This is a genomic window from Mycobacterium sp. KBS0706, assembly GCF_005938675.2.
Classification (GTDB): domain Bacteria; phylum Pseudomonadota; class Alphaproteobacteria; order DSM-16000; family Inquilinaceae; genus Inquilinus.
In genome coordinates, this window is record NZ_VCCH02000003.1 from 22,892 (window position 1) to 42,132 (window position 19,241).

Consider the following 19,241-nt stretch of genomic DNA (forward strand, 5'->3'; position numbering starts at 1 on the left):
GTCGGTAGTCTAGCTATGGATAGCCTCCGTCAATTGCTGCGACCCCGTCTGCACCTCCCCCCTCGTGGATGTCAACGGTGATCGCGCCTGTTCCTCAAGTTTATGAAGCGCCTCGTCCAGGGCAAGGACTTCCTGTGCCTCTCCGCCCAGACGACGCAGGGCGACGCTCCGATTCTCCGCCTCACGCTTTCCGACCACCAGCATCAGCGGCACCTTCTTCAGGCTGTGCTCGCGGACCTTGTAGTTGATCTTCTCGTTGCGCAGGTCGATCTCGGCCCGGATCCCGGCGGCGAGCAGCGCCGCATGCACCTCCTGCGCATAGCCGTCGGCCTCGCTGGTGATGGTGGTGACCACCGCCTGCACCGGCGCCAGCCACAGCGGCAGCTTGCCGGCATAGTTCTCGATCAGGATGGCGATGAAGCGCTCCAGCGACCCCAGGATCGCGCGGTGCAGCATCACCGGCCGGTGCTTGGCCCCGTCCTCGCCGACATAGGTGGCGTCGAGCCGCTCCGGCAGCACGGAATCGAACTGCAGCGTGCCGCACTGCCAGGTCCGGCCGATCGCGTCGGTCAGGTGGAACTCGATCTTCGGCCCGTAGAACGCGCCCTCGCCCGGCAGCTCCTCGAACTCCAGCCCGGCCGCGACCAGCGCGTCGCGCAGCGCCTGCTCGGCGACATCCCATTGCTGGTCCGACCCGGCCCGCACATCGGGGCGCAGCGCCAGCTTCACCGCCACATCGGGGAAGCCGAGGTCGCGATAGACCTCGTATTGCAGCGCGATGTAGCGCGCCGATTCCGTCACCGACTGCTCGACGGTGCAGAAGATATGGGCGTCGTCCTGGGTGAAGGCCCGCACCCGCATCAGCCCGTGCAGCGCGCCCGAGGGCTCGTTGCGGTGGCAGCTGCCGAACTCCGCCATCCGGATCGGCAGGTCGCGATAGCTGACGATGCCCTGCTTGAAGATCTGCACATGGCAGGGGCAGTTCATCGGCTTGATGCCGGAGAGCCGCTCGGGCGAGCCGTCCTCCTTCTGGCCGATCGCCACCTTGAACATGTTGTCGCCATACATGTCCCAGTGGCCGGACGCCTTGAACAGGCTGGAATCGACCAGCTGCGGCGTCTTCACCTCGACATAGTCGGCCCGGGCCAGCTTCTCCCGGATGTAGTTCTCCAGCGTCCGGTACAGGGTCCAGCCCTTCGGATGCCAGAACACGCTGCCCGCCGCCTCCTCCTGCAGATGGAACAGGTCCATCTCGCGGCCCAGCTTGCGGTGGTCGCGGCGCTCCGCCTCCTCCAGCTGGTGCAGATGGGCGTCGAGCTCCTTCTGATCGCGCCAGGCCGTGCCGTAGATCCGCTGCAGCATGGCGTTGCGGTGGTCGCCGCGCCAATAGGCGCCGGCCACCTTGGTCAACTTGAAGCCCTGCCCCACACCGCCGGTGGTCGGCATATGCGGGCCGCGGCACAGGTCCAGCCAGTCGCCCTGGCGGTAGACCGAGATGGTCTCGCTCTCCGGCAGGTCCTGGATGATCTCGGCCTTGTACTTCTCGCCCTTGTCCTTGAAGAACTCGATCGCCTCGGTCCGGTCCCACTCCTCGCGGGTGAAGGCGGCGTTGCGGCCGATGATCTGGCGCATCTTCGCCTCGATCTTCACCAGATCGTCGGGCGTGAACGGCTCGTCGCGGGCGAAGTCGTAGTAGAAGCCGTTCTCGATCGCCGGGCCGATCGTCACTTGGGTGCCGGGATACAGCTCCTGCACCGCCTCGGCCATGACATGCGCGGCGTCGTGCCGGATCAGCTCCAGCGCCTCGGGCGAGCTGCGGGTGACGATGCCGATCCTGGCATCGCGGTCGACCACGGTCGCCAGATCCGACAACTTGCCGTCGATCGTCACGGCGATGGCCGCCTTGGCCAGGCTCTTGGCGATGTCCCCGGCGATGTCGGCGCCCGACATCGGCCGGTCGAAGCGGCGAACCGCGCCGTCGGGCAGGGTGATGGCGATGCCGCCAGGGCTCGACAGCTCGGCCATGAATCTATCCACGTTCTTTCGTCCGGAGAGGGCGAGGCACTGTAAGGGGCGAGGAAGGCCTGTCAAGCGGCCCGGACAGCAGCGCTCTCATGCCGTCTGCGTCGGCGAGGACTGGCGCATCACCCGCGGCGGCTTGATCGGCCGCTTCGGGGTCAGGCGCCAGCGCTTGTGCAGCCACAGCCACTGCTCGGGCCGGGCGCGGATCCAGCCCTCGACCACCCGGTTCAGCCGGATCACACCCTCCTCGACATCGGCCTTGCGGTCGCCGGTGCGGGGGATGTCGAGCGGCGGGTCGATCACCGCGCGGTAGCGGGCGCCCTTCGTGCGCTCCAGCCGCATCGGCAGCAGCGCACAGTTGAAATGATAGGCCATCTCGACCGCCGCCGGCGAGGTCAGCGCATCCTGGCCGATGAACGGCACCTTCAGCCCGCCGGTGTAGCGCTGGTCGACCATGACGCCGAGCACGCCGCCGTTGCGCAGGATGCCGAGCGCCCGTCGGGCGTCGTTGCCGGCCATGCGCTTCTCCAAGAGCTCGGAGCCCAGCGACAGGCGGATGCGGCGGACCAGGCCGTCGACCAGTTGGTTGTTCAGCGGCCGCACGAAGATGCTCAGGGGAACGCCGTGACGCGTGGCGACGATCGGCCCGGCCTCCCAGTTGCCGTAATGGGCCAGCGCCATGATCACCGGCCGGCCGCCGGCCCGCGCCGCCTCGAAGTGCTCGGCGCCCTCGACGGTGATCCGGTCGGCCCGGCGCGACTCCGCCCGCCTCAGCGCGGGCAGATGCGGATACTCGCCCATCACCCGGCCGAGATTGTCCCACATGCCGGCCAGGATCTCGCGCCGCTGCGTCGCCGTCAGCTCCGGCATCACCAGCTGCAGGTTGCGGTCGCCGTGCCGGGTGGCCCCCATGCGCATGCCGATGGTCCGCGCCGCCCAGGACCCGAGGTTCGAGGCGACGTCGATCGGCATGCAGCGCAGCAGCCCGTAGATGGCATAGGCCAGGGCCGCCTGCAGCGGATGCACGACATAGCTTCGCGCCAGGCGCGGCCATGCCTTCCGCAGGGGTTTCAGTCTGTCGCGCAATCCGCTCATCGGAGGAATCGGGGGATCGAGATTCGTTCAACGCCGAAATTGGGAATGTTGCTGAACAAAGGCAAGATCCGGAAGCCATGTCGAGAACCGGTCCCGCGGGGCGCGGCGGCACGTCGCTTGAGCCGGACCGGACCTGCATGCTAACTCGGCAGTCAGGCGAACGGAAAAGTCCTAATGGTCAACGTCATCTGCGCGAAATGGGGCCCGAAATACGGGCCGGAATACGTCAATCGGCTGAAGTCGATGGTCAGCCGCAACTTGGCGCGGCCGCACCGTTTCGTCTGCTTCACCGACGACCCGACCGGGCTCGACCCCGATGTCGAACATTTCCCCATGCCGGTGCTGCAGGTGCCGGAGCCGCACCGCAACCTGCCCTGGCGCAAGGTGACGCTGTTCGGCCAACCGCTCGGCGACCTCGAAGGGCCGACGCTGTTCCTGGATCTCGACATCGTCATCGTCGACAGCCTGGACCCGTACTTCGATCATCCCGGCGATTTCTGCGTCATTCACAACTGGACGCACCCGGATCGCCGCGTCGGCAACACCTCGGTCTACCGCTTCGAGATCGGCGCCCATCAGGACGTGCTGGACAACCTGGTCACCAACCACCGCCAGATTTTCGCCCGCTACCGCAATTCGCAGACCTATGTCTCGGACCATATCGGCGACATCACCTGGTGGCCCGACGCCTGGTGCGTGAGCTTCAAGAAGCACTGCATGCCCGGCGGCCCGTTCGGCCTGTTCAACTGGTTCATGACCCCTCGCCGCCCGGACGGGGCTCGCATCGTGGTGTTCCACGGCGATCCGAAGCCGGAATACGCGATCAGCGGGCATTGGCCGGGACGCTGGTCGAAGCATGTGCGGCCGACCCCCTGGGTGGCCGAGCACTGGGGTTGAGAGACCGTCTGGAAACAGGCCGGCGCGGCCGTCTGATGGCGGCTTCTCCGCTTCCGGTGCTCACGGACCAAATGTCCGCTGCGCGCCGGTTCTCGAAGCCACCACCAGCCGACTCACGCCACCCCGTTTCCAAACGATCTCTCGGACCGTGCCGGCGCACGCGGCGATGACAGACCCGGCCGACCTCTCCGCGCTCCGCTGCTGGATCGTCAGCGAAAGCAAGGCGGGCACCATCGCCCAATGCCGCGGCGTGGCCGAGAAGCTGGGCGTCGCGGCCGAGACCCGGCTGGTGCGGCGCCCCGATCCGGTGAAGGCCGGGCTGGCCCGGCGCCTGGACCGCCGCTGGACCCATATCCGCAACGTCCATCTGAACCGGATCCGGCCGCCCTGGCCGGATCTTGCAATCTCCTGCGGCCGCCAGGCGGAGCCCGCCGTGATGGCGGCGACGCGCCGGTCCGGCGGTTCGATCTTCACCGTGCATCTGCAGATTCCGACCGTCGGCTTCGACCGGTTCGACCTGTGCTTCGTCGGCCGGCACGACTGGCGGCCGGAGTTCGACGGCCGCGACGACGTGCTGCCGATGGTCGGCGCGCCGCATCGCGTCGACGCGGCGCTGGTGGCGGGCCATCGCGCGGCGGCGGAGCAGCGCTTCGGCACCTTGCCCGGCCGCCGGGCAGCAGTGATGATCGGCGGCCCCAACCCCGGCTACGCCTTCTCCCCCGGCCGCATCGACGCCCTGGTCGCCCAGCTGCGCGGGCTGCAGGCCAAGGGGTGGAGCCTGCTGGTCACGACCTCGCGCCGCTCCGACCCCATCGTGCTGCCGCGGCTGCAGCAGGCGCTGGCCGGCGACCGCGGCTTCGTCTGGGACCGCACCGGGGAGAATCCATACTTCCAGTACTTGGCGATCGCCGATGCCGTGCTGGTGACGGTGGATTCGATCACCATGACCTGCGAGGCGGCCTCGACCGGGACGCCGGTATTCTCGATCCCGCTGGACGAGACGCCCGGCCCCTATCTCGGGAAGTTCCACCGCTTCCACCGCGACATGCAGGCGACGCTGGGGATGACCCGGCCCTTCACCGGCGTGATCGAGCCCTATGCTTATACGCCGCTGGACGAGGCCGGCCGCATCGCCGGCATCATCCGCGAACGGCTCGCCGCCCGGCAACAGGGACGCTGATCAGCTCTTCCAGCGTGCCAGGCGGCGGCGCCAGCGCCGGCGCGCATGGTCCAGCTGCTCGCGCAGCGCCCCGCGCGGCGTCACCGCGGCCGGCAGGGTAAAGGGCTCGGCGATCGCCTGCGGCACCCGGTCGTGCGGCAGCTCCAAGAGCCGGGCGAAGGGCTCGCCGGTCGCGATCTCCTCCGGCGTCCACTGGCACCAGGCCAGGCGCTCGAACACCGGCTCGCGCTCCGGATAGGCCGGGTGGTCGACATCGGTGCCGCGCCGGCACAGCTCGTGGCAGATCAGCGTCGGCCCGCAATAGAAGGCCGGCACCCCGGCGATCAGACCCTTGATGGCCGCCGTGCTGGTCCATGTCACCGTGCACCAGGCGCCGCGCAGCTGATCCGCCAGCGGTACCGTTGTCTTGCGCGTCCGACGCACCACCGGGCGCTGCGTGGCCAGGGTCAGGCTGTAGTCCCAGCCTTCGGGCATGCGCCGGAAATCCTGGTCCGCCCCCTTCAGCTTCTGGCCGATCACTAGCACATGGTCGCCGCCCTGGCCCCAATCCCGCATCGGCACTTCCCAGCTGCGCCACCGCTCCGGCCCGCCCTGCGGGAAGCGCCCCTCCCCGTTCCAGCCGTCCAGCGCCACCTGGAAGAGGCGCCGCGGGCCGATTGGCGACAACCAGCCATTCTCCATCACGATCGCGCGGCCGCCGACCGCCTTGATGGTGCGCAGCGCCGCCAGCCGGTCGGTGCCGAGGAAAGGCGACCAGCAGATCAGCACGTCGTCCGGCCCGGCGTCGCGGTCGGGCATGCCGATCGTGACCGGGCCGAGCCGACGCGCCCCGGCCGCCACCTCGTCATAGGGCTTGACGTTGGCCTGCCCGGGGGACGGCGGATCGCCGAGGACGATGAAGATGCGCATGCGTCGCCTGCCCCGGCGTCAGGACATGCCGAGCCGGCGGCGGACCGGATGGTCCCCCGGCAGGCGGAGAGCCAGGTCGCGGACGCGGCCGAGCAGCGTGTAGCGCGGGCGGACCGCGGCCGGCTCGTCCAGCCGCACCGGAACGCCGTCATGCGGCAGGTCCAGCAGCCGCGCCAGCGGCTCCGCGGTCGCGATCTCCTCCGGCGTCCACTGGCACCAGGCGAGACGCTCGAATACCGGCTGGCGGTCGGGATAGATCGGCGCCTCGACGTCCAGGCCAGGCTTCGACAGCTCCGGGCACAGCGTGTTCGGGCCGCAATGGAAGGCCGGGATGCCGGCGACCAGCCCCTTGATCGCGGCTGTGCTGGTCCAGGTCACCGTGCACCAGGCGCCGCGCAGATCCTGCTCCAGCGGACGCGCCGCGCCGGGCATGCGGCGCAACACCGGCCGGCGGGTCTCCAGACGCAGACTCTGAGCCCAGCCCGAGGGCATCCGCCGGGCATCAGCGATCGACTGCGCCTTCTGGCCCAGGACCAGGACATGCCCACCCTGCCGCTGCCAGTCCTGCAGCGCCACGCCCCAGGCCGCCCAACGCGACGGCCCGCCATCCGGGAACCGGCCGGTGCCGTTCCAGCCGTCGAGCGCGAACTGGAAGTATCGCGCACCGCCCGGCGGCGACAGCCAGCCATTTTCCAGGACCACGGCCCGGCCGCCCGCCGCGCGCACGTCGCGAACCGCCACCCAGCGCTTGGACAGCCGGAACGGCGACCAGGTGATCAGGACGTCCCCGGGCCCGAACCGCTCCGGCAGCTCGGCCGCGGTCGGGCCGAGGCGCTCGCAGGCGGCGATGCATTCGCGCCAGGGCTTGCGATCGCCCTGGGGCAGATAGACGAAGAAACGAAGCGTTGCTGCCATATTACGGATCGGTATCCGACAACTCGCCCCTCGGGGCAAGCCCGGGCCGCTCAGGTGCCGGGGCCGGTCGTGGGCTTGCGCCGGATCCCGACGCCAGCCTGCTCGATCGCGGCCAGGATCAGCGCCCGGTGGATCTCGCTGTATTGCGGCCGGCGGGACGGAATCACATGGTCCTCGGAATCGCCGACATCGGGCCGCGGCATGCAGACCGGGGTTCCGGCCACCGGGATCAGCCCGGCCTGGCGGGCGACATCGGCGATGGCCGCGGCATAACCCTGGGACTCCCTGCATTGCGGGTCCAGATAGGGGCCGCTGGCATAGAGGCAGGTCAGGGTCTGCTCGCGGCAGAAATCGCCGATCCGGCGCAGCGATGCGGCCGCGTCCTTGCGCACCGCGCTGGGACCGTAGGTCCGGGGATAGAGCGGTCCGCCGAAGCGGGCCGGATTTTGCGGCACGTAGTCGAGCCGGGCGATGGCCGAATCGGTCGCCTCGCCGGTCGCCGCCGCCTGCAGCATCCCGGCCGGGATGTCCCAGGTCGCCAGCGAGGACAGCATCTCCCGCGGCGGCACATCGGCGAGATCGCCCAGCGTCTCGGCGGTGTAGAGCGCGCCGGGCCAGGACGGCTTGCGCCGCATCATGTCCAGCGTCTGCATCACCACGACGACGCGCGGCCGGGTCTCCCGCACCGCGCGCTTCAGCATGTTCAGCGTGCCCTCGAAGCCATAGGTGCCGACCAGCGGCACCGAGACGACCGAGAGGCCGAGCCGCCGGCTCCAGTCCCGTGCATCGATGCCGTTGCCGAGCGAGCTGTCGCCGACCAGCAGGATGTCGACCTGCCGGGTGTCGTCGATCTTCTCGATCTGGTACCGCAGCAACTCGGATTCCCGCCATTCCGACAGGCCGTTCTGCATGCCCCACAGCGACAGCGCGCAGATCGCGACCACCAGCGCCACGGCGGCCGCGACTCCGGTCAGCAGATAGCGGCGCGCGTCAGAAGCGGAAATAGATGAATTCGGAGACATCGTTCAACTTGAGGATGCAGGCGGCGAGCAGGAGACCGATGGTGGCCGCGGCGACGGGGCTCGGCCGCCAGGCCGGGCCCAGGCGGCCGAGCGCCGGCGGCTCGATCCCGTCGGCGTAGCCGCGGGTGGGCAGGCCGACGCCGTAGCGCCGGAACAGCGTCTGGATATTGGGCAGGCACAGGCATGCCGCAAGGCCGGCCGTCCCCGCCGCCAGCGACAGCCAGACATTCCACGGCGCGCCGGGAAGCAGCGCGCCGAGGATCGCTTCCAGCGTCGTCGACGGGGCATAGTCCAGCGCCGCCGCATGCAGATCCCCGGCGACACCGAACAGCCCGGCATAGATCCGGCCGGCGGTGTCGAGGTCGGCGGCCCGGAACGGTACCCAGGCCAGGATCACCGTCGCGGTGGTCAGCAGCCAGGCCAGGGCGGCCGGCAACGGCACATGGAAGCGGCTGGCCCGCCACAGCTGGCAAACGACGATCAGCAGCCCGTGCAGCGCCCCCCACAGGATGAAGGTGAAGCCGGCGCCATGCCAGATGCCGCCCAGCAGCATGGTGACGAAGACATTGGCGTAGCGCCGTGCCGGGCCGTGCCGGTTGCCGCCCAGCGGGATGTAGAGATAGTCGCGCAGGAAGCGGGACAGGGTGATGTGCCAGCGCCGCCAGAACTCGACGATCGACAGTGACCGATAGGGCGAGGCGAAGTTGATCGGCATCTGGATGCCGAACATCCGGCCGAGGCCGATCGCCATGTCGGAATAGGCCGAGAAGTCGAAATAGATCTGCAGCGCATAGGCCACGGCCGCCGCCCAGGCGTCGAGCAGCCCGGGCTGCGCCCCCTGCGCCGCGGCGTTGAACACCGGCGAGGCGATCAGGGCGAAGCTGTCGGCGACCAGCACCTTCTTGGCCAGGCCGATGGTGAAGATCGACAGGCCGATGGCCAGGTCGCCGAGCCGCGCCGTCCGGGCGCCGCTGGCGAATTGCGGGATCAGCTCGCGGTGATGGACGATCGGGCCGGCGATCAGATGCGGGAAGAAGACGACGAACAGCGCGTAGCGCGGCAGCGGCCAGGGCTCGCCCTCGCCGCGCGCGACATCGACGAGGTAGGCGATCTGCTGGAAGGTGTAGAACGAGATCCCGATCGGCAGGGCGATGTGGACCACCATCCCCGGCCAGCCGAAGGCGTCCGCCGCCATCTGGGTGACGAAGCTGGTGTATTTGAAGACGAACAGGAACAGCAGGTTGCCGGCCACGGCCAGCTGCATCCAGCGTCGCCCGCGCGGCGTCAGGCGGTGGCGGTGGATCACCCCGGCGAGCTGGTGATTGAGCGCGATCGCCGCGAGCAGCAGCAGCAGCTCGATCTGCGCGGAGAGTCCGTAGAACACCAGGGACGCCGCCAGGAGGATGCCGATCGCCCAGGAGATTCCGGCAAAGCGGCGCGCCACTGTCCACAGCGCGTAGGTCAGCGGCAGGAAGAGCAGGATGAAGGCGTAGGAGTTGAACAGCATGGGCGGCGGGAGACCTCGGGCGGCCCGAGGTCATCCGCTCGGGCGGGCTGATAACGTGCAGACCGGATGATTGATCCGCCGGCGCCGGCGGAGTCGCGAAGCTCCCCTACCCGATCAGGCCCCCTACCCGATCAGATGTTGCGTGATCCGGTCCAGCGGCTTGCGGCCGGCCACGGCGGCCCGCACCCGTCCGGCCATGGTCCAGGCCGAAGGGACCGGATCGGGATCGATCAGGATCTCGGGCCGGCCGTCATGCGGCAGCGACAGCAGCCGCGCGAAGGGCTCGCCGGACCGGATCTCCTCCTCCGTCCATTGCTGCCAGGCATAGCGTCGGAACACCGGCTCGCGCTCCGGATAGATCGGGTTGTCGACGTCGAGGCCGCGCCGCATCAGCTCGCCGCAATTGATGTGCGGCCCGCAGTAGAAGGCCGGGATGCCGCGGATCAGGGACTTGATCGCGACCGTGCTGGTCCAGGTCAGCGTCGCGAAAGCCTCATCGAGCTGCCGGTCCAGCGGCGCCTCGGTGAAGCGAGTCCGCCGGACCACGCTGCGGCTGGTCCGGGGCGCGACGCTCTGCGCCCAGCCCGGCGGCATGGCGCGGGGGTCGAGATTGATGCCCTTCGGCCGCTGCTCCACCACCAGGATGGTCTCGCCGCCGCGGCGCCAGTCGCGCAGCGGCACGTTCCACGAGTCCCAGCGATTGCCGTCGCCGGCCGGGAAGTCGCCAGTGCCGTTCCAGCCATGCAGCGCGAGCTGGACGTATTTCCGCCCCTGGATCGGCGACAGCCAGCCATTCTCGCCGATGATGGCCCGCCCGCCCGCCGCCCGGATCTGGCGATAGATGTCGCTGCGGAAGGTGCCGCGAAACGGGGCCCAGAGAATCGCGATGTCGTCCGGCTCGAACCGGGCCGGGGTGCTCATATGGACGGTGCCGAGGCGCCCCGCGCCTTCGGCCAGTGCCGATCCGGGCTTGCCGATCGTCACACCCCAGAACACGAAGATCCTAACCATGCGTGCCGTCGCCGCGAGCCTCGGCATAGATCGCATGGGGCTGTTCGAGATCCAGAGCGTAGTTCGCCTCGAGCGCGGAGGTCGCGCGGGAGAAGGTCGGTCCCTCCTTCAACGCCCCCTTCGCCGACCAGATGAAACTGTCCTCGCCGAACGCGACATCGACCAGGCCGGCCGGCATGTGCTGCCACCGGATCCGCGGCTTGAGCCGCCGGCGGATGACATAGAGATAGTAGATCACCGGCTGGTCGATATGGTCGGTCGGCCCCATGAGCAGCGCCCGCCAGACGGCGCTCGCCAGCTTCTCGCAGAATCCCAGCGATTCCTTGGAATGGCTGACGCCGACGGCACCGGCCATGACCCGGCGCCAGACCCTGCGTTCGCCGAGGCGGAAGTGCAGCGTCACGTCGGCCCGTTCGATCATCCGGAAGACCTGGCCCAACGGCCGGCGGACGATGCCGTCGATGTCGACGCACAGGATCGGCGCCTTGCAGGCCAGCAGCAGGTGATGCAGGACCAGGAACCGCGCCGCCGAGAAATAGACCGGCCTCGGCAGGGACAGCCGCCGGTAGGAATCGTCCTCCCATGTGAAGGACAGCCGCACATGGCACAGGGACCGGCGCATCCGGTCGATATGGTCGAGCGTTTCCTGGCAGGGACCGTACAGATGGATGTGGATGTGGATCGGCTCCGCCAGTTGTTCCGCGGACAACAAAAAGCTCGGCGCGAATTTCTTGTAATAGCCGTCATCACAGCCGCAAAACAGCACTCCCGGCGTCCCCATGTCCGGTGTGTTGCCGCGAATCCTCAAACGATAGTCCTTGACGGCGGCTCTCGCCCGCGATTCGGTCAAATTCTCTAGAAGAACGGAGAAGGACAATCGTCTTAGAAACCATCGGGACAATCTCTTGAGTGAATGACCGCTCATGACGTATTGCCCGAAATCCTATGTCCTTTGACGCGGCGGCGATCGTCCGTCACCTCCCGCTGCTCATGCACCACTCACCGGCAGGTTAGCGGCACGAGAAATACCACACTGTGCCCGGCATCACATCCGCTTTGCGGCTCTCCCGGCCCGCTGGTCCATCCATCGACGCATCATGTCACCGAACCACGGGCAAGATCATGGCACGGCCGTGAATTTATCGCGGCCCTGGCATCGACACGCGGTAGAGGACACCTCCCGGATCAGCCGGATTCGCGCCAATATGCCTCCTGCCGCTCCAGGACCAGATCGGCGACCCGGCTCCGGCCATCCTCCTTTCGTCCGCCCTTGAGATGGTCCATGAACCGGCCGAGGCGGGAATTGATCAGCACATGCGGCACCTTGAGGCCCAGCCCGCCGGCGATGTCGTAGGATTTGTGGCCCCTGCGCTCGGTCTGCTTGCGGACGATGTCGAACAGGTAGGAGTCGTGGAACTCGTACTCGCGGAACATCTCGTCGCGGGTGTAGAGCCGCTCGAACTCCGCGAGCATCTCCCGCGTCGCTGGATGTCTCAGATTGTAGGCGACGAAGCCGCATTCGGAATGGATGCGGCGGCGCAGATAGCCGACGAAGCAGTCGGCCGGGATGAATCCCTCGATCTCGTCCCAGCCGACATCGGCGAAGAACCGGGTGTCGGCATCGATCCAGATCAGCACATCGATATCCGCGGCCGCAGTGGCGTGGAAGATGGCGAAGCTCTTATGCGCGAACCGCACCGCATTCCAGCGATAGCCTTCCCCCCAGCGCTTCTCGCCGAGCTTGAAGCGCAGCTTCGCCAGATCATAGCTCAGCCGGAAGCGCGGGCGCCGGGTCAGCCCATGGGCCAGCGGATTATCGGCATGGCGGTGCTTGAACGCCGCCAGCTCCGGCGAGCTGTCGATCAGGTCGCGGACCACGACCCGGCCGCCGGACAGCTTGGGCGCGAAGCCTTCGCAATACAGCAGCAGCGGCACCTCGACCGGCCAATGCCGATCGAAGCTCTCGACCATGCGCCGGCCATAGGCTTCATATCCTGCGGCATTGCATGTCGTCACCACGGCGAACCTGCGCCCTCGTCCCCTGGCAGGCCGAACAGTCATGTCATGCGTTTCTTTTAAGAACATCCCGGTTCGGGCGTGAGCATAGTGACTTCCGCAACTACTCGCGACTCCAATTTCCGCGGTTTGAACGGCCGTCTATATTGGTTGCGACACACTCGCAAGGCCGCGCGGCTGCGGATCCATCCCAGCGGAAAACCGTCCTATGGGCTGCATCGGCAGGCTCGTGCTCGCCGGCGCCTTCAGGTCATCGGCCGTGGCGACGCCAGAACCGCATCATAGTCAGCCCGCTCCAGCCCCATCACCGTGCCGCCGCGGCCGGCATTCCGCAGGATCCGTCCTTCCGCCTCGAAGGCGCGGCGCAGAGTGCCGAACTCCTGCGCATAGACCTCGTCCTCGGGACGGGCGTACTGATTCGTCTCGCTTTGCCCGGCGGCATAGAAATAGGTGGTGTCCTGCGCGTAGTCGAGGTCGACGCCGAGGATATAGGCTTCGGCGAAGCCCATGTAGTGGGCGATCTGGGCGGCGAACAGGATCACCGTCGAATCATTGCCCAGCCCCTGCCAGGGATGGTGCCGGAAGCCCTGCTTGCGCAGGCCGCCGCGATAGCTGGGAAAGGTCACCACCCGCTCGGCCGGCGGCCGGAACTCCGGCCGGGCGGCGATGGTGTCGCGCACCAGATAGGTCCCGACCGGCAGGGTCGAGACATCGGCCTTGATCCGGTCCCAGCCGCGCAGGTCGCTGAGCACATAGTAGGGAATCGGCGCCGGCAGCCCGCGCTCCAGCGCCTTGTAGCCCTTCTTGACCACGAAGAACTGCTCGCCCGCCAGCTTCGACAGGTCGAAGTCGAGCAGCGACGGCGCGTTGCCGAGCAGGAAGCAGCGCTGCCCGCGATGACGGTCCTTCAGCTGCATGATCCGGCGGGTGCGGCCGGGCGCGGCCAGGGCGCCGGCCAGGGCGTAGGTCTTGGCGAGCAACGGCAGCATTGCGACCCCCTCAGCCCTCGGCCGCCGCGGGCGCGCCCAGCAGCTCCCGGTACACCGCCAGGGTCGAGCCGGTCATCGCCTCCTTGGTGTAGTGTGCGGCGACGGTGGCGATCGCGCGCTCCGCCATCCACCCCCGCTCCTCGGGCGTCAGCGACAGCGCGTGGTCGATGGCGGCGGCCAGGGCGTCCGGGTCGCCCGGCGGCACCAGCCAGCCGGTCTCGCCCTCGGCCACCACCTCGGGCGGGGCGCCGATATTGGTGGCAATCACCGGCCGGCCGAGCGCCATCGCCTCCACCACCACCCGGCCGAAGCCCTCGGGGTCGGTCGAGGCGTGCACCACCACGTCCGACAGCATGTAGGCGGCCGGCATGTCGTCGCAATGGTCGACCAGCTGCACCACGCCGTTCAGCCCCTTCGCCGCGATCCGGCCGATCAGCTCCTGCCGGTAGCCGCTGCGGCCCTGGTCGCTGCCGACGATCAGGCAGCACAGGTCGCGCCGGCCGAGCCGGGCCAGCGCGTCGATCACCACGGTCTGACCCTTCCACCGGGTCAGGCGCCCCGGCATCAGCACCACCGGCCGGTCGTCCGGCGCCCGCCAGGCGCGGGCCAGCTTGATCATGCGCTCGGCCGAGACCGCCTCGATCGCGAATTGCCGCAGGTCGACGCCGCGCGGGATGGTGCGGATCCGCGCCGGATCGGTGCCGTAGCTGTCGACGATGTAGCGCGCGACATAGTCGGAGATGGCGATCACCCGGTCGCCGCGCCCCATGATCGAGTTGTACAGCCGCTTGGCGGCGTTGTGCTGGTTGTAGGGCGCGTGCACGGTGGTGACGAAGGGGGTGCCCAGGCGCCGGCAGGCGGCATGGGCGCTCCAGGCCGGGGCGCGGCTGCGAGCATGCACCAGGTCGACGTCGCGGTCGCGGATCACCGCTTCGAGCCGGCGAATGTTGCGCCAGATCGTGACCGGGTTCTTGCCGGCGAGCGGCAGGGCGATGTGCTCGGCCCCGGTCCGCGCCAGGTCGCGCAGCATGGCGCCGCCGGCCGAGGCCACCAGCGCCTTGCCGCCGGCGGCCTGGATCGCCGCGGCGACCTCGACACAGCCGCGCTCCGCCCCGCCGGTGCCGAGCGCCGGCAGCACCTGCAGGATGGTGCGCCCGCTCAGATCGACCGGAAGGGTCGGGGCAGAGTCGGTCGCGGCGTCGGGCGGAAGCGGATGAGCGGTCACGAGGTGCGATGGTACCGGACGGAAGGGCGCGCACCCTACATCAGCGGCCGGGGGCGCGCCATTACCCCAATATCAGGATGTCCCCCAGCGCAGCGACATGCAGGACAGGCCGGCGTCGAGCTTGCCGGTCTCGGCGACCTGGAGCGGCACCACGCGGTAGCCGAGCCGGTCGAGCGCCTCGGCGGTGCGGGGGAAGGCGGCGCCGACCAGCACCACGTCGTTGACCCGGAGCGCATTGGCGGCCGCGTCCTCCCCCTCCGGCACGCGCACCACGCGCATGCCGGGGAAGAAGCCGGCCAGGGCCTCGGTCGCCAGCACCGTCTCGCTGTCGAGCAGCGAGCAGGCGGTCTTGAAGTGCAGCACCCCGGGTGGCGGCGTCACGATCTCAGCCTTGCGGCCGAGCTCGGCCACAAGAGCCGCCAGCGCCCCGGCGCCGCGGGCATCGGTGCGGGCCGACAGGCCGATGATCACGGCGCGCGGCGTCACCAGCACGTCGCCGCCCTCGGCGAATCCGGCCTCCAGCGCCAGCACCCGCTCGAACCGGGCGGCCAGGGCCGCGGCGATCTCCGCCGCCTCACCCAGCCGCGACGGCGCCCCGGGGCGCAGCAGGATGGCGCCCTCGGGGAAGGTCAGCGCCGGATCCTCGACGAAGACGGAATCGGGGAAGCCCTCGAGCGGCGGCAGCACCTCGACCGCCACGCCCGCCTGCTCCAGCGCCGCGACATAGGCGGCGTGCTCGGCCCGGAACCGGGCCATGTCGGGCGCGCCCCGATCGACGGCGCGCAGCCCGTCCACCGCGGACCCGGCAGGCTGGCGCGCCAGGGCGCGATCGAACCGGAACACCTCGGCCATTCTCGTCTCCCGACTTCCCTGTTTTGCGGCGCCGAGTCTATCGCGGGATCCGGCGGCCCACCATGCCCGAGGCGGTGTGCAAAATCATGCAAACAGCCGCTTGCCGAGCCCGACCCTCATCGCTATTGTCGCGCCTCCAGCGGAGGGGTGGCCGAGTGGTTGAAGGCGCTCGCCTGGAAAGCGGGTATACGGTGTTGAGCCGTATCGAGGGTTCGAATCCCTTCCCCTCCGCCATTTTCCCCTGATTTTTGGCAGTTTTCCTAGCATTTCAGGAAATAGGAATAATTTGGGCTACAACATTGGCTACATCGACATCTCTAGGGCTAGCCTCGACCGGCTAGCGCCGCGAGGAGGTGTCGGACCTCAAATGGCAGGAACTCGACCTCGATCTCCACCAAGCCCTCTGGGAGATCGCCCAGTCGCGGTCGAAAAACGAAAAGCCGCACATCGTTTCCTTCCCTCCCGACCACGCTTTCCGATGATCGAGATAGCGGCCAAAGCTCCAGGTGCGACTCCATCGGTATGACGGCACGTTTCGCCCTAAGCCCGCTGCTACGTTTGCGGCAGAAAGAAACCGGCATCAAGGCGGCAGCGTCCTTCGGTTCCAAGGATATTCCCGGGGCTCGTATGATGCCCGTATGTAGGTGGATATGGCGTTGTCTGTCTCGATCGCCGTCCTGCAAATCTGGGGCTTATAGGTATCGCGAAGTACATTCATATGGATGTTGCCTGCGTCGCTACCTCTATGCGCAACATCACCCCGGGCCGCAACGAAATTATTGACCGCAACCGCCCCGTGGGACCAACTCGCAGATAGATTTTCAATACCGACTATCTTGAGGAACATCTCATCGATGTTGTGGCTCTTGGGAGAGTTGAGATCAGAAACCCATTTATTAGCCACTTCAAGATATATTGTTTCCCATCCATCTCCGGCCATTTGCAATGGCTTAAGTTGGTGCTTTGACTCTCGCACAAAATCGGCAATCGTGAGCCGAACTCTCTGCGGTAACGCGTCTGGTGTAGAACAGCGGTCAATGCTCACTCTAACGGCCTCAACCAACAGCTCTTCGATATAAAGTTCCCAAGCGGCACAAAGCAATAATACACCAGATCTAGTCAAATGACCGAGCGCCATATTTCCTCGACTGCCATTTTGGATTGTAGAGTGAGTATCAATGATACGATCCACATCCCTCATCATGGCACCTTCAAATTTTGCGAGCACTGTTGATGGCATAATACCTATTCTCCATCAATGATAATTGAATGCATCATAGATCTTTGAGATTTTGACTTTGGATGTCGCAAACAGCCGCCGTTGTGGCCTTGGAGTATGTCGGGAAAGGCTATCGGGGCAGGACGAGAAAATGCACTAACACCACAAAGGGTTGACATAGAAGCGAGGGCTGCGCAAGTTTCTACCGATTGGATCGTCTCATTTTCTGTATCTCGTTTAGTGCCCTGCCGCCGATGATAGCCGTACCGGCCAGACAAGCTCGACGAACCAAAAGGAGACTGCAGCCTTGGCTGATCGGCGCCCCGAAGACCTCGCCGATGTCGAAGCTTTTCTAGCCGCTCCAAAAGAACTCCAAGGACGGATCAGTTGGAGGCCTAAGGAAGTCCGGTCAGATTGGACCCATACAGCGCACGTTGTGATTGTCATAAATGGAACTTTGGAGAGCGGAAGCCTCCGGCTAACCGCGCATGTCTTTCGGGATCCACCAAAATATTCATTTGCACTGCTTTGGCGTGGGGCACGAATATTGGGACTCGACGTAGGACTTGGCTTTAGTCACTTTAATCCGTCAACCAAAATGCGAATTGTCGGCACGCACTGGCAGCAATGGCCTTCGATGGAGGCCGAAGCCGACAGTCGCTCTCTCGGTCATCGCGGTTGGTTTGACGCGTTCCTGGACCGGGCGCATATTCGCCCAGTGAAGGCCCGATACGTCGCTCCTCCCTTCAAATCGCTCCAGCTTGAGCTGCCCCTATGGACCATACCATCGATAAGGAAGTGATCGAAGCTGAGGCGCGTGCTCTGATCTCTGCTCACACGACGAACCTCGGCGTCGAAGTCACGATGCCAGTGCTGTATCCTAACGGGAATGCGGTCAACGTCGTGGTGGCTGCACATGCCGAGCGCTACCTGGTCCATGACGCCGGAGCCGGCGCGATGCACCTTTCTTCGTTTGGTATCGCGATCACGAAGCCATTGCGTGGGCGCTTGGAGCGAGCGGTCGCGACCTATGGCTGCGAATTCGTCTCCGGCCGCGTGACTACCACCTGCTCGCCCGAACAGATCGGCGTCGCGATCGCCCTAGTGGCGAATGCATCGAAGGCTGTAGGCGATGAAGCCCAGATCGCGCAGAGGCTCCGCGTTTCACGCTTCGTCGAGCGCGTTGCCGAGACCCTGACAGAGTTTCTTGGCGAACGAGTCAGGGCTCATCAAGAGATCGTTGCTGACAGCGGCCGGACCTATCGCATTGGCCACGTGGTCCTCGATGCGACTCTGCATCACCCTGTCGCGTTTGTGGAAGCAGTGCCCGACAGGGAGGCCGTGTCTCGTCGGGTTGCCGAATTTCTGGATCTAGGGGATGAGTACAGGGATGTTAAGAGGGAAGCCGTCTATGACGATAGCAGGGAATGGCCATCAGGTGATTTGATGCTGCTCAAGAAGGTGTCAAACCCAGTGCCGTTCACAAGATGGCCAAATCGAGCGAAGGCGCTGGCCAAGGCAGCATAGGCCCCGCTTCATTGCGCGCCTTGATCCAAGGCGAGACTGAGATCCAACGGCATCATCGGCACGTCCGGCATCAGGAGCAGATTTAGCAGCTCGGCCGGCAGAGGGTCTGGCCTCTTCCTTCTGAGCCGGCGAGGCACCAAGACGCGCTTGCCGTGACGCCGTGGTCGGCGTGGGGATGCAAGCGAGAGACCGTTGGGTCTCAAGGGCTTGGGCATGGGTTGACCCCCGGTCAATTATCTGCGGCGTCTAAAAGGCTTGGCCCCGCGCCGCCCCCCGGCCGACCGGGGCCAACATTCGAGATACCCCCGCCCCGGCCGAGCCGCTGAGCCCTGGTCAGGATGGCGGGCCACGCATACTCCCGGTGATCAAAGCGTCACGATTCGGATACAGCAAGGGAGTGCTCCTGCCATGCAGGCATAAGCAGGCCCGACGCCCTGCGGCCAGATGCCTCTTGGCCGGAATCGACCCTCTGTTGAAATTCGGGCCCAGCGGCTCGGTCAGGTGACCGCGTGGGTCGTGGACGCGAGGCCGGATAGGCAGCATACTGAGTGGATTGTTAATCAGATTTCAGTGAGGCATTCGATGACCCCTGAAGCACGTGAACAAGGTGTAGACATTGGGCTCGCCGAACGGGAGCGGACTCATCCAGGGAGGTCATTCACGGCCGACGACATCCGCGCCGCGATTGAAGGCAAGTTCGGAGTTCAGCTGTCGGACGACGTCTGGGCAACGATGATTGAGGTTCTCGAATCTCGTGAGCAGACAAGCATCCACCGCGTTTCGATCGGCGGCCCTAAGCGGTGGGAGTTCGGGTTCGTACCGCCACCCGAATCAAAGGAAATCGGTCGATAGCTT

17 protein-coding genes and 1 tRNA gene are annotated in these 19,241 nt (G+C 66.8%); 5 read left to right on the plus strand and 13 right to left on the minus strand.

The window, feature by feature from the left end; translation table 11 throughout:
• Positions 1-9: 9 nt before the first annotated feature.
• Both thrS and FFK22_RS02135 read right to left on the minus strand, forming a co-directional pair.
• A complete protein-coding gene (gene thrS, locus FFK22_RS02130; RefSeq protein ID WP_138886643.1) occupies positions 10-2,025 on the minus strand; it encodes a threonine--tRNA ligase in 2,016 nt (671 codons plus the stop codon).
• 87 nt (positions 2,026-2,112) lie between these two features.
• Positions 2,113-3,108, minus strand: coding sequence for a lysophospholipid acyltransferase family protein (locus FFK22_RS02135; RefSeq protein WP_186002256.1), 996 nt, complete (start codon positions 3,106-3,108; stop codon positions 2,113-2,115).
• 183 nt (positions 3,109-3,291) lie between these two features.
• Between FFK22_RS02135 and FFK22_RS02140 the strand changes: the two genes are divergently transcribed.
• Complete coding sequence (locus tag FFK22_RS02140) at positions 3,292-4,014, plus strand: hypothetical protein (RefSeq protein ID WP_138886645.1); 723 nt, start codon at positions 3,292-3,294, stop codon at positions 4,012-4,014.
• Positions 4,015-4,180: 166 nt separating this feature from the next.
• Complete coding sequence (locus tag FFK22_RS02145) at positions 4,181-5,194, plus strand: mitochondrial fission ELM1 family protein (RefSeq protein ID WP_186002257.1); 1,014 nt, start codon at positions 4,181-4,183, stop codon at positions 5,192-5,194.
• On the opposite strand, the gene FFK22_RS02150 is transcribed toward FFK22_RS02145, so the two are convergent.
• From FFK22_RS02150 to FFK22_RS02195, 10 genes are all read right to left on the minus strand, one after another.
• The gene (locus FFK22_RS02150) at positions 5,195-6,103 is read right to left on the minus strand and encodes a hypothetical protein (protein WP_138886647.1); all 909 of its coding nucleotides are present in this window, start codon (positions 6,101-6,103) and stop codon (positions 5,195-5,197) included.
• Positions 6,104-6,121: 18 nt separating this feature from the next.
• A complete protein-coding gene (locus FFK22_RS02155; protein WP_138886648.1) occupies positions 6,122-7,018 on the minus strand; it encodes a hypothetical protein in 897 nt (298 codons plus the stop codon).
• A 50-nt stretch (positions 7,019-7,068) separates the two neighbouring features.
• Positions 7,069-7,971 (minus strand): hypothetical protein, encoded by a 903-nt coding sequence (locus FFK22_RS02160; RefSeq protein WP_138886649.1) that lies wholly within the window; start codon positions 7,969-7,971, stop codon positions 7,069-7,071.
• A 37-nt stretch (positions 7,972-8,008) separates the two neighbouring features.
• Positions 8,009-9,547 carry an MBOAT family protein gene (locus FFK22_RS02165; protein WP_138886650.1) on the minus strand — a complete coding sequence of 513 codons (1,539 nt, stop codon included), beginning with the start codon at positions 9,545-9,547 and terminating at the stop codon, positions 8,009-8,011.
• 123 nt (positions 9,548-9,670) lie between these two features.
• Positions 9,671-10,558 (minus strand): hypothetical protein, encoded by an 888-nt coding sequence (locus FFK22_RS02170; RefSeq protein WP_138886651.1) that lies wholly within the window; start codon positions 10,556-10,558, stop codon positions 9,671-9,673.
• Positions 10,551-11,267 carry a hypothetical protein gene (locus FFK22_RS02175; protein WP_138886652.1) on the minus strand — a complete coding sequence of 239 codons (717 nt, stop codon included), beginning with the start codon at positions 11,265-11,267 and terminating at the stop codon, positions 10,551-10,553. Before FFK22_RS02175 ends, FFK22_RS02170 begins: the two co-directional genes overlap by 8 nt.
• 476 nt (positions 11,268-11,743) lie before the next feature.
• On the minus strand, positions 11,744-12,577 hold the full coding sequence (locus FFK22_RS02180; RefSeq protein ID WP_138886653.1) for a hypothetical protein: 834 nt from the start codon (positions 12,575-12,577) through the stop codon (positions 11,744-11,746).
• Between the two features lie 242 nt (positions 12,578-12,819).
• Complete coding sequence (locus FFK22_RS02185) at positions 12,820-13,563, minus strand: hypothetical protein (protein WP_138886654.1); 744 nt, start codon at positions 13,561-13,563, stop codon at positions 12,820-12,822.
• A 10-nt stretch (positions 13,564-13,573) separates the two neighbouring features.
• Positions 13,574-14,788, minus strand: a complete 1,215-nt coding sequence (locus FFK22_RS02190; protein ID WP_138886655.1) for a glycosyltransferase family 4 protein — start codon at positions 14,786-14,788, stop codon at positions 13,574-13,576.
• Between the two features lie 72 nt (positions 14,789-14,860).
• On the minus strand, positions 14,861-15,640 hold the full coding sequence (locus tag FFK22_RS02195) for an arginine deiminase family protein (RefSeq protein ID WP_138886656.1): 780 nt from the start codon (positions 15,638-15,640) through the stop codon (positions 14,861-14,863).
• 141 nt (positions 15,641-15,781) lie between these two features.
• On the opposite strand from FFK22_RS02195, the gene FFK22_RS02200 reads away from it, so the two are divergent.
• Positions 15,782-15,874 (plus strand) — tRNA-Ser (locus FFK22_RS02200).
• 346 nt (positions 15,875-16,220) lie between these two features.
• Here the strand turns inward: FFK22_RS02200 and FFK22_RS02205 are convergent.
• A complete protein-coding gene (locus FFK22_RS02205) occupies positions 16,221-16,880 on the minus strand; it encodes a HEPN domain-containing protein (protein WP_138886657.1) in 660 nt (219 codons plus the stop codon).
• A 753-nt stretch (positions 16,881-17,633) separates the two neighbouring features.
• Here FFK22_RS02205 and FFK22_RS02210 point away from each other — a divergent pair.
• Entirely contained in the window at positions 17,634-18,386 is a 753-nt protein-coding gene (locus FFK22_RS02210; RefSeq protein ID WP_138886658.1) for a DUF1828 domain-containing protein, read from the plus strand.
• Between the two features lie 582 nt (positions 18,387-18,968).
• Entirely contained in the window at positions 18,969-19,238 is a 270-nt protein-coding gene (locus FFK22_RS02215; RefSeq protein ID WP_138886659.1) for a hypothetical protein, read from the plus strand.
• Positions 19,239-19,241: the final 3 nt, after the last annotated feature.

What these genes read in the sequence shown, in the direction of transcription:
- thrS (WP_138886643.1), bottom strand. Translation starts at nt 2,025, where the DNA reads ATGGCCGAGCTGTCGAGCCCTGGCGGCATCGCCATCACCCTGCCCGAC.
- FFK22_RS02140 (WP_138886645.1), top strand. Translation starts at nt 3,292, where the DNA reads ATGGTCAACGTCATCTGCGCGAAATGGGGCCCGAAATACGGGCCGGAA.
- FFK22_RS02145 (WP_186002257.1), top strand. Translation starts at nt 4,181, where the DNA reads ATGACAGACCCGGCCGACCTCTCCGCGCTCCGCTGCTGGATCGTCAGC.
- FFK22_RS02150 (WP_138886647.1), bottom strand. Translation starts at nt 6,103, where the DNA reads ATGCGCATCTTCATCGTCCTCGGCGATCCGCCGTCCCCCGGGCAGGCC.
- FFK22_RS02155 (WP_138886648.1), bottom strand. Translation starts at nt 7,018, where the DNA reads ATGGCAGCAACGCTTCGTTTCTTCGTCTATCTGCCCCAGGGCGATCGC.
- FFK22_RS02165 (WP_138886650.1), bottom strand. Translation starts at nt 9,547, where the DNA reads ATGCTGTTCAACTCCTACGCCTTCATCCTGCTCTTCCTGCCGCTGACC.
- FFK22_RS02170 (WP_138886651.1), bottom strand. Translation starts at nt 10,558, where the DNA reads ATGGTTAGGATCTTCGTGTTCTGGGGTGTGACGATCGGCAAGCCCGGA.
- FFK22_RS02185 (WP_138886654.1), bottom strand. Translation starts at nt 13,563, where the DNA reads ATGCTGCCGTTGCTCGCCAAGACCTACGCCCTGGCCGGCGCCCTGGCC.
- FFK22_RS02195 (WP_138886656.1), bottom strand. Translation starts at nt 15,640, where the DNA reads ATGGCCGAGGTGTTCCGGTTCGATCGCGCCCTGGCGCGCCAGCCTGCC.
- FFK22_RS02205 (WP_138886657.1), bottom strand. Translation starts at nt 16,880, where the DNA reads ATGCCATCAACAGTGCTCGCAAAATTTGAAGGTGCCATGATGAGGGAT.
- FFK22_RS02210 (WP_138886658.1), top strand. Translation starts at nt 17,634, where the DNA reads ATGGACCATACCATCGATAAGGAAGTGATCGAAGCTGAGGCGCGTGCT.
- FFK22_RS02215 (WP_138886659.1), top strand. Translation starts at nt 18,969, where the DNA reads ATGACCCCTGAAGCACGTGAACAAGGTGTAGACATTGGGCTCGCCGAA.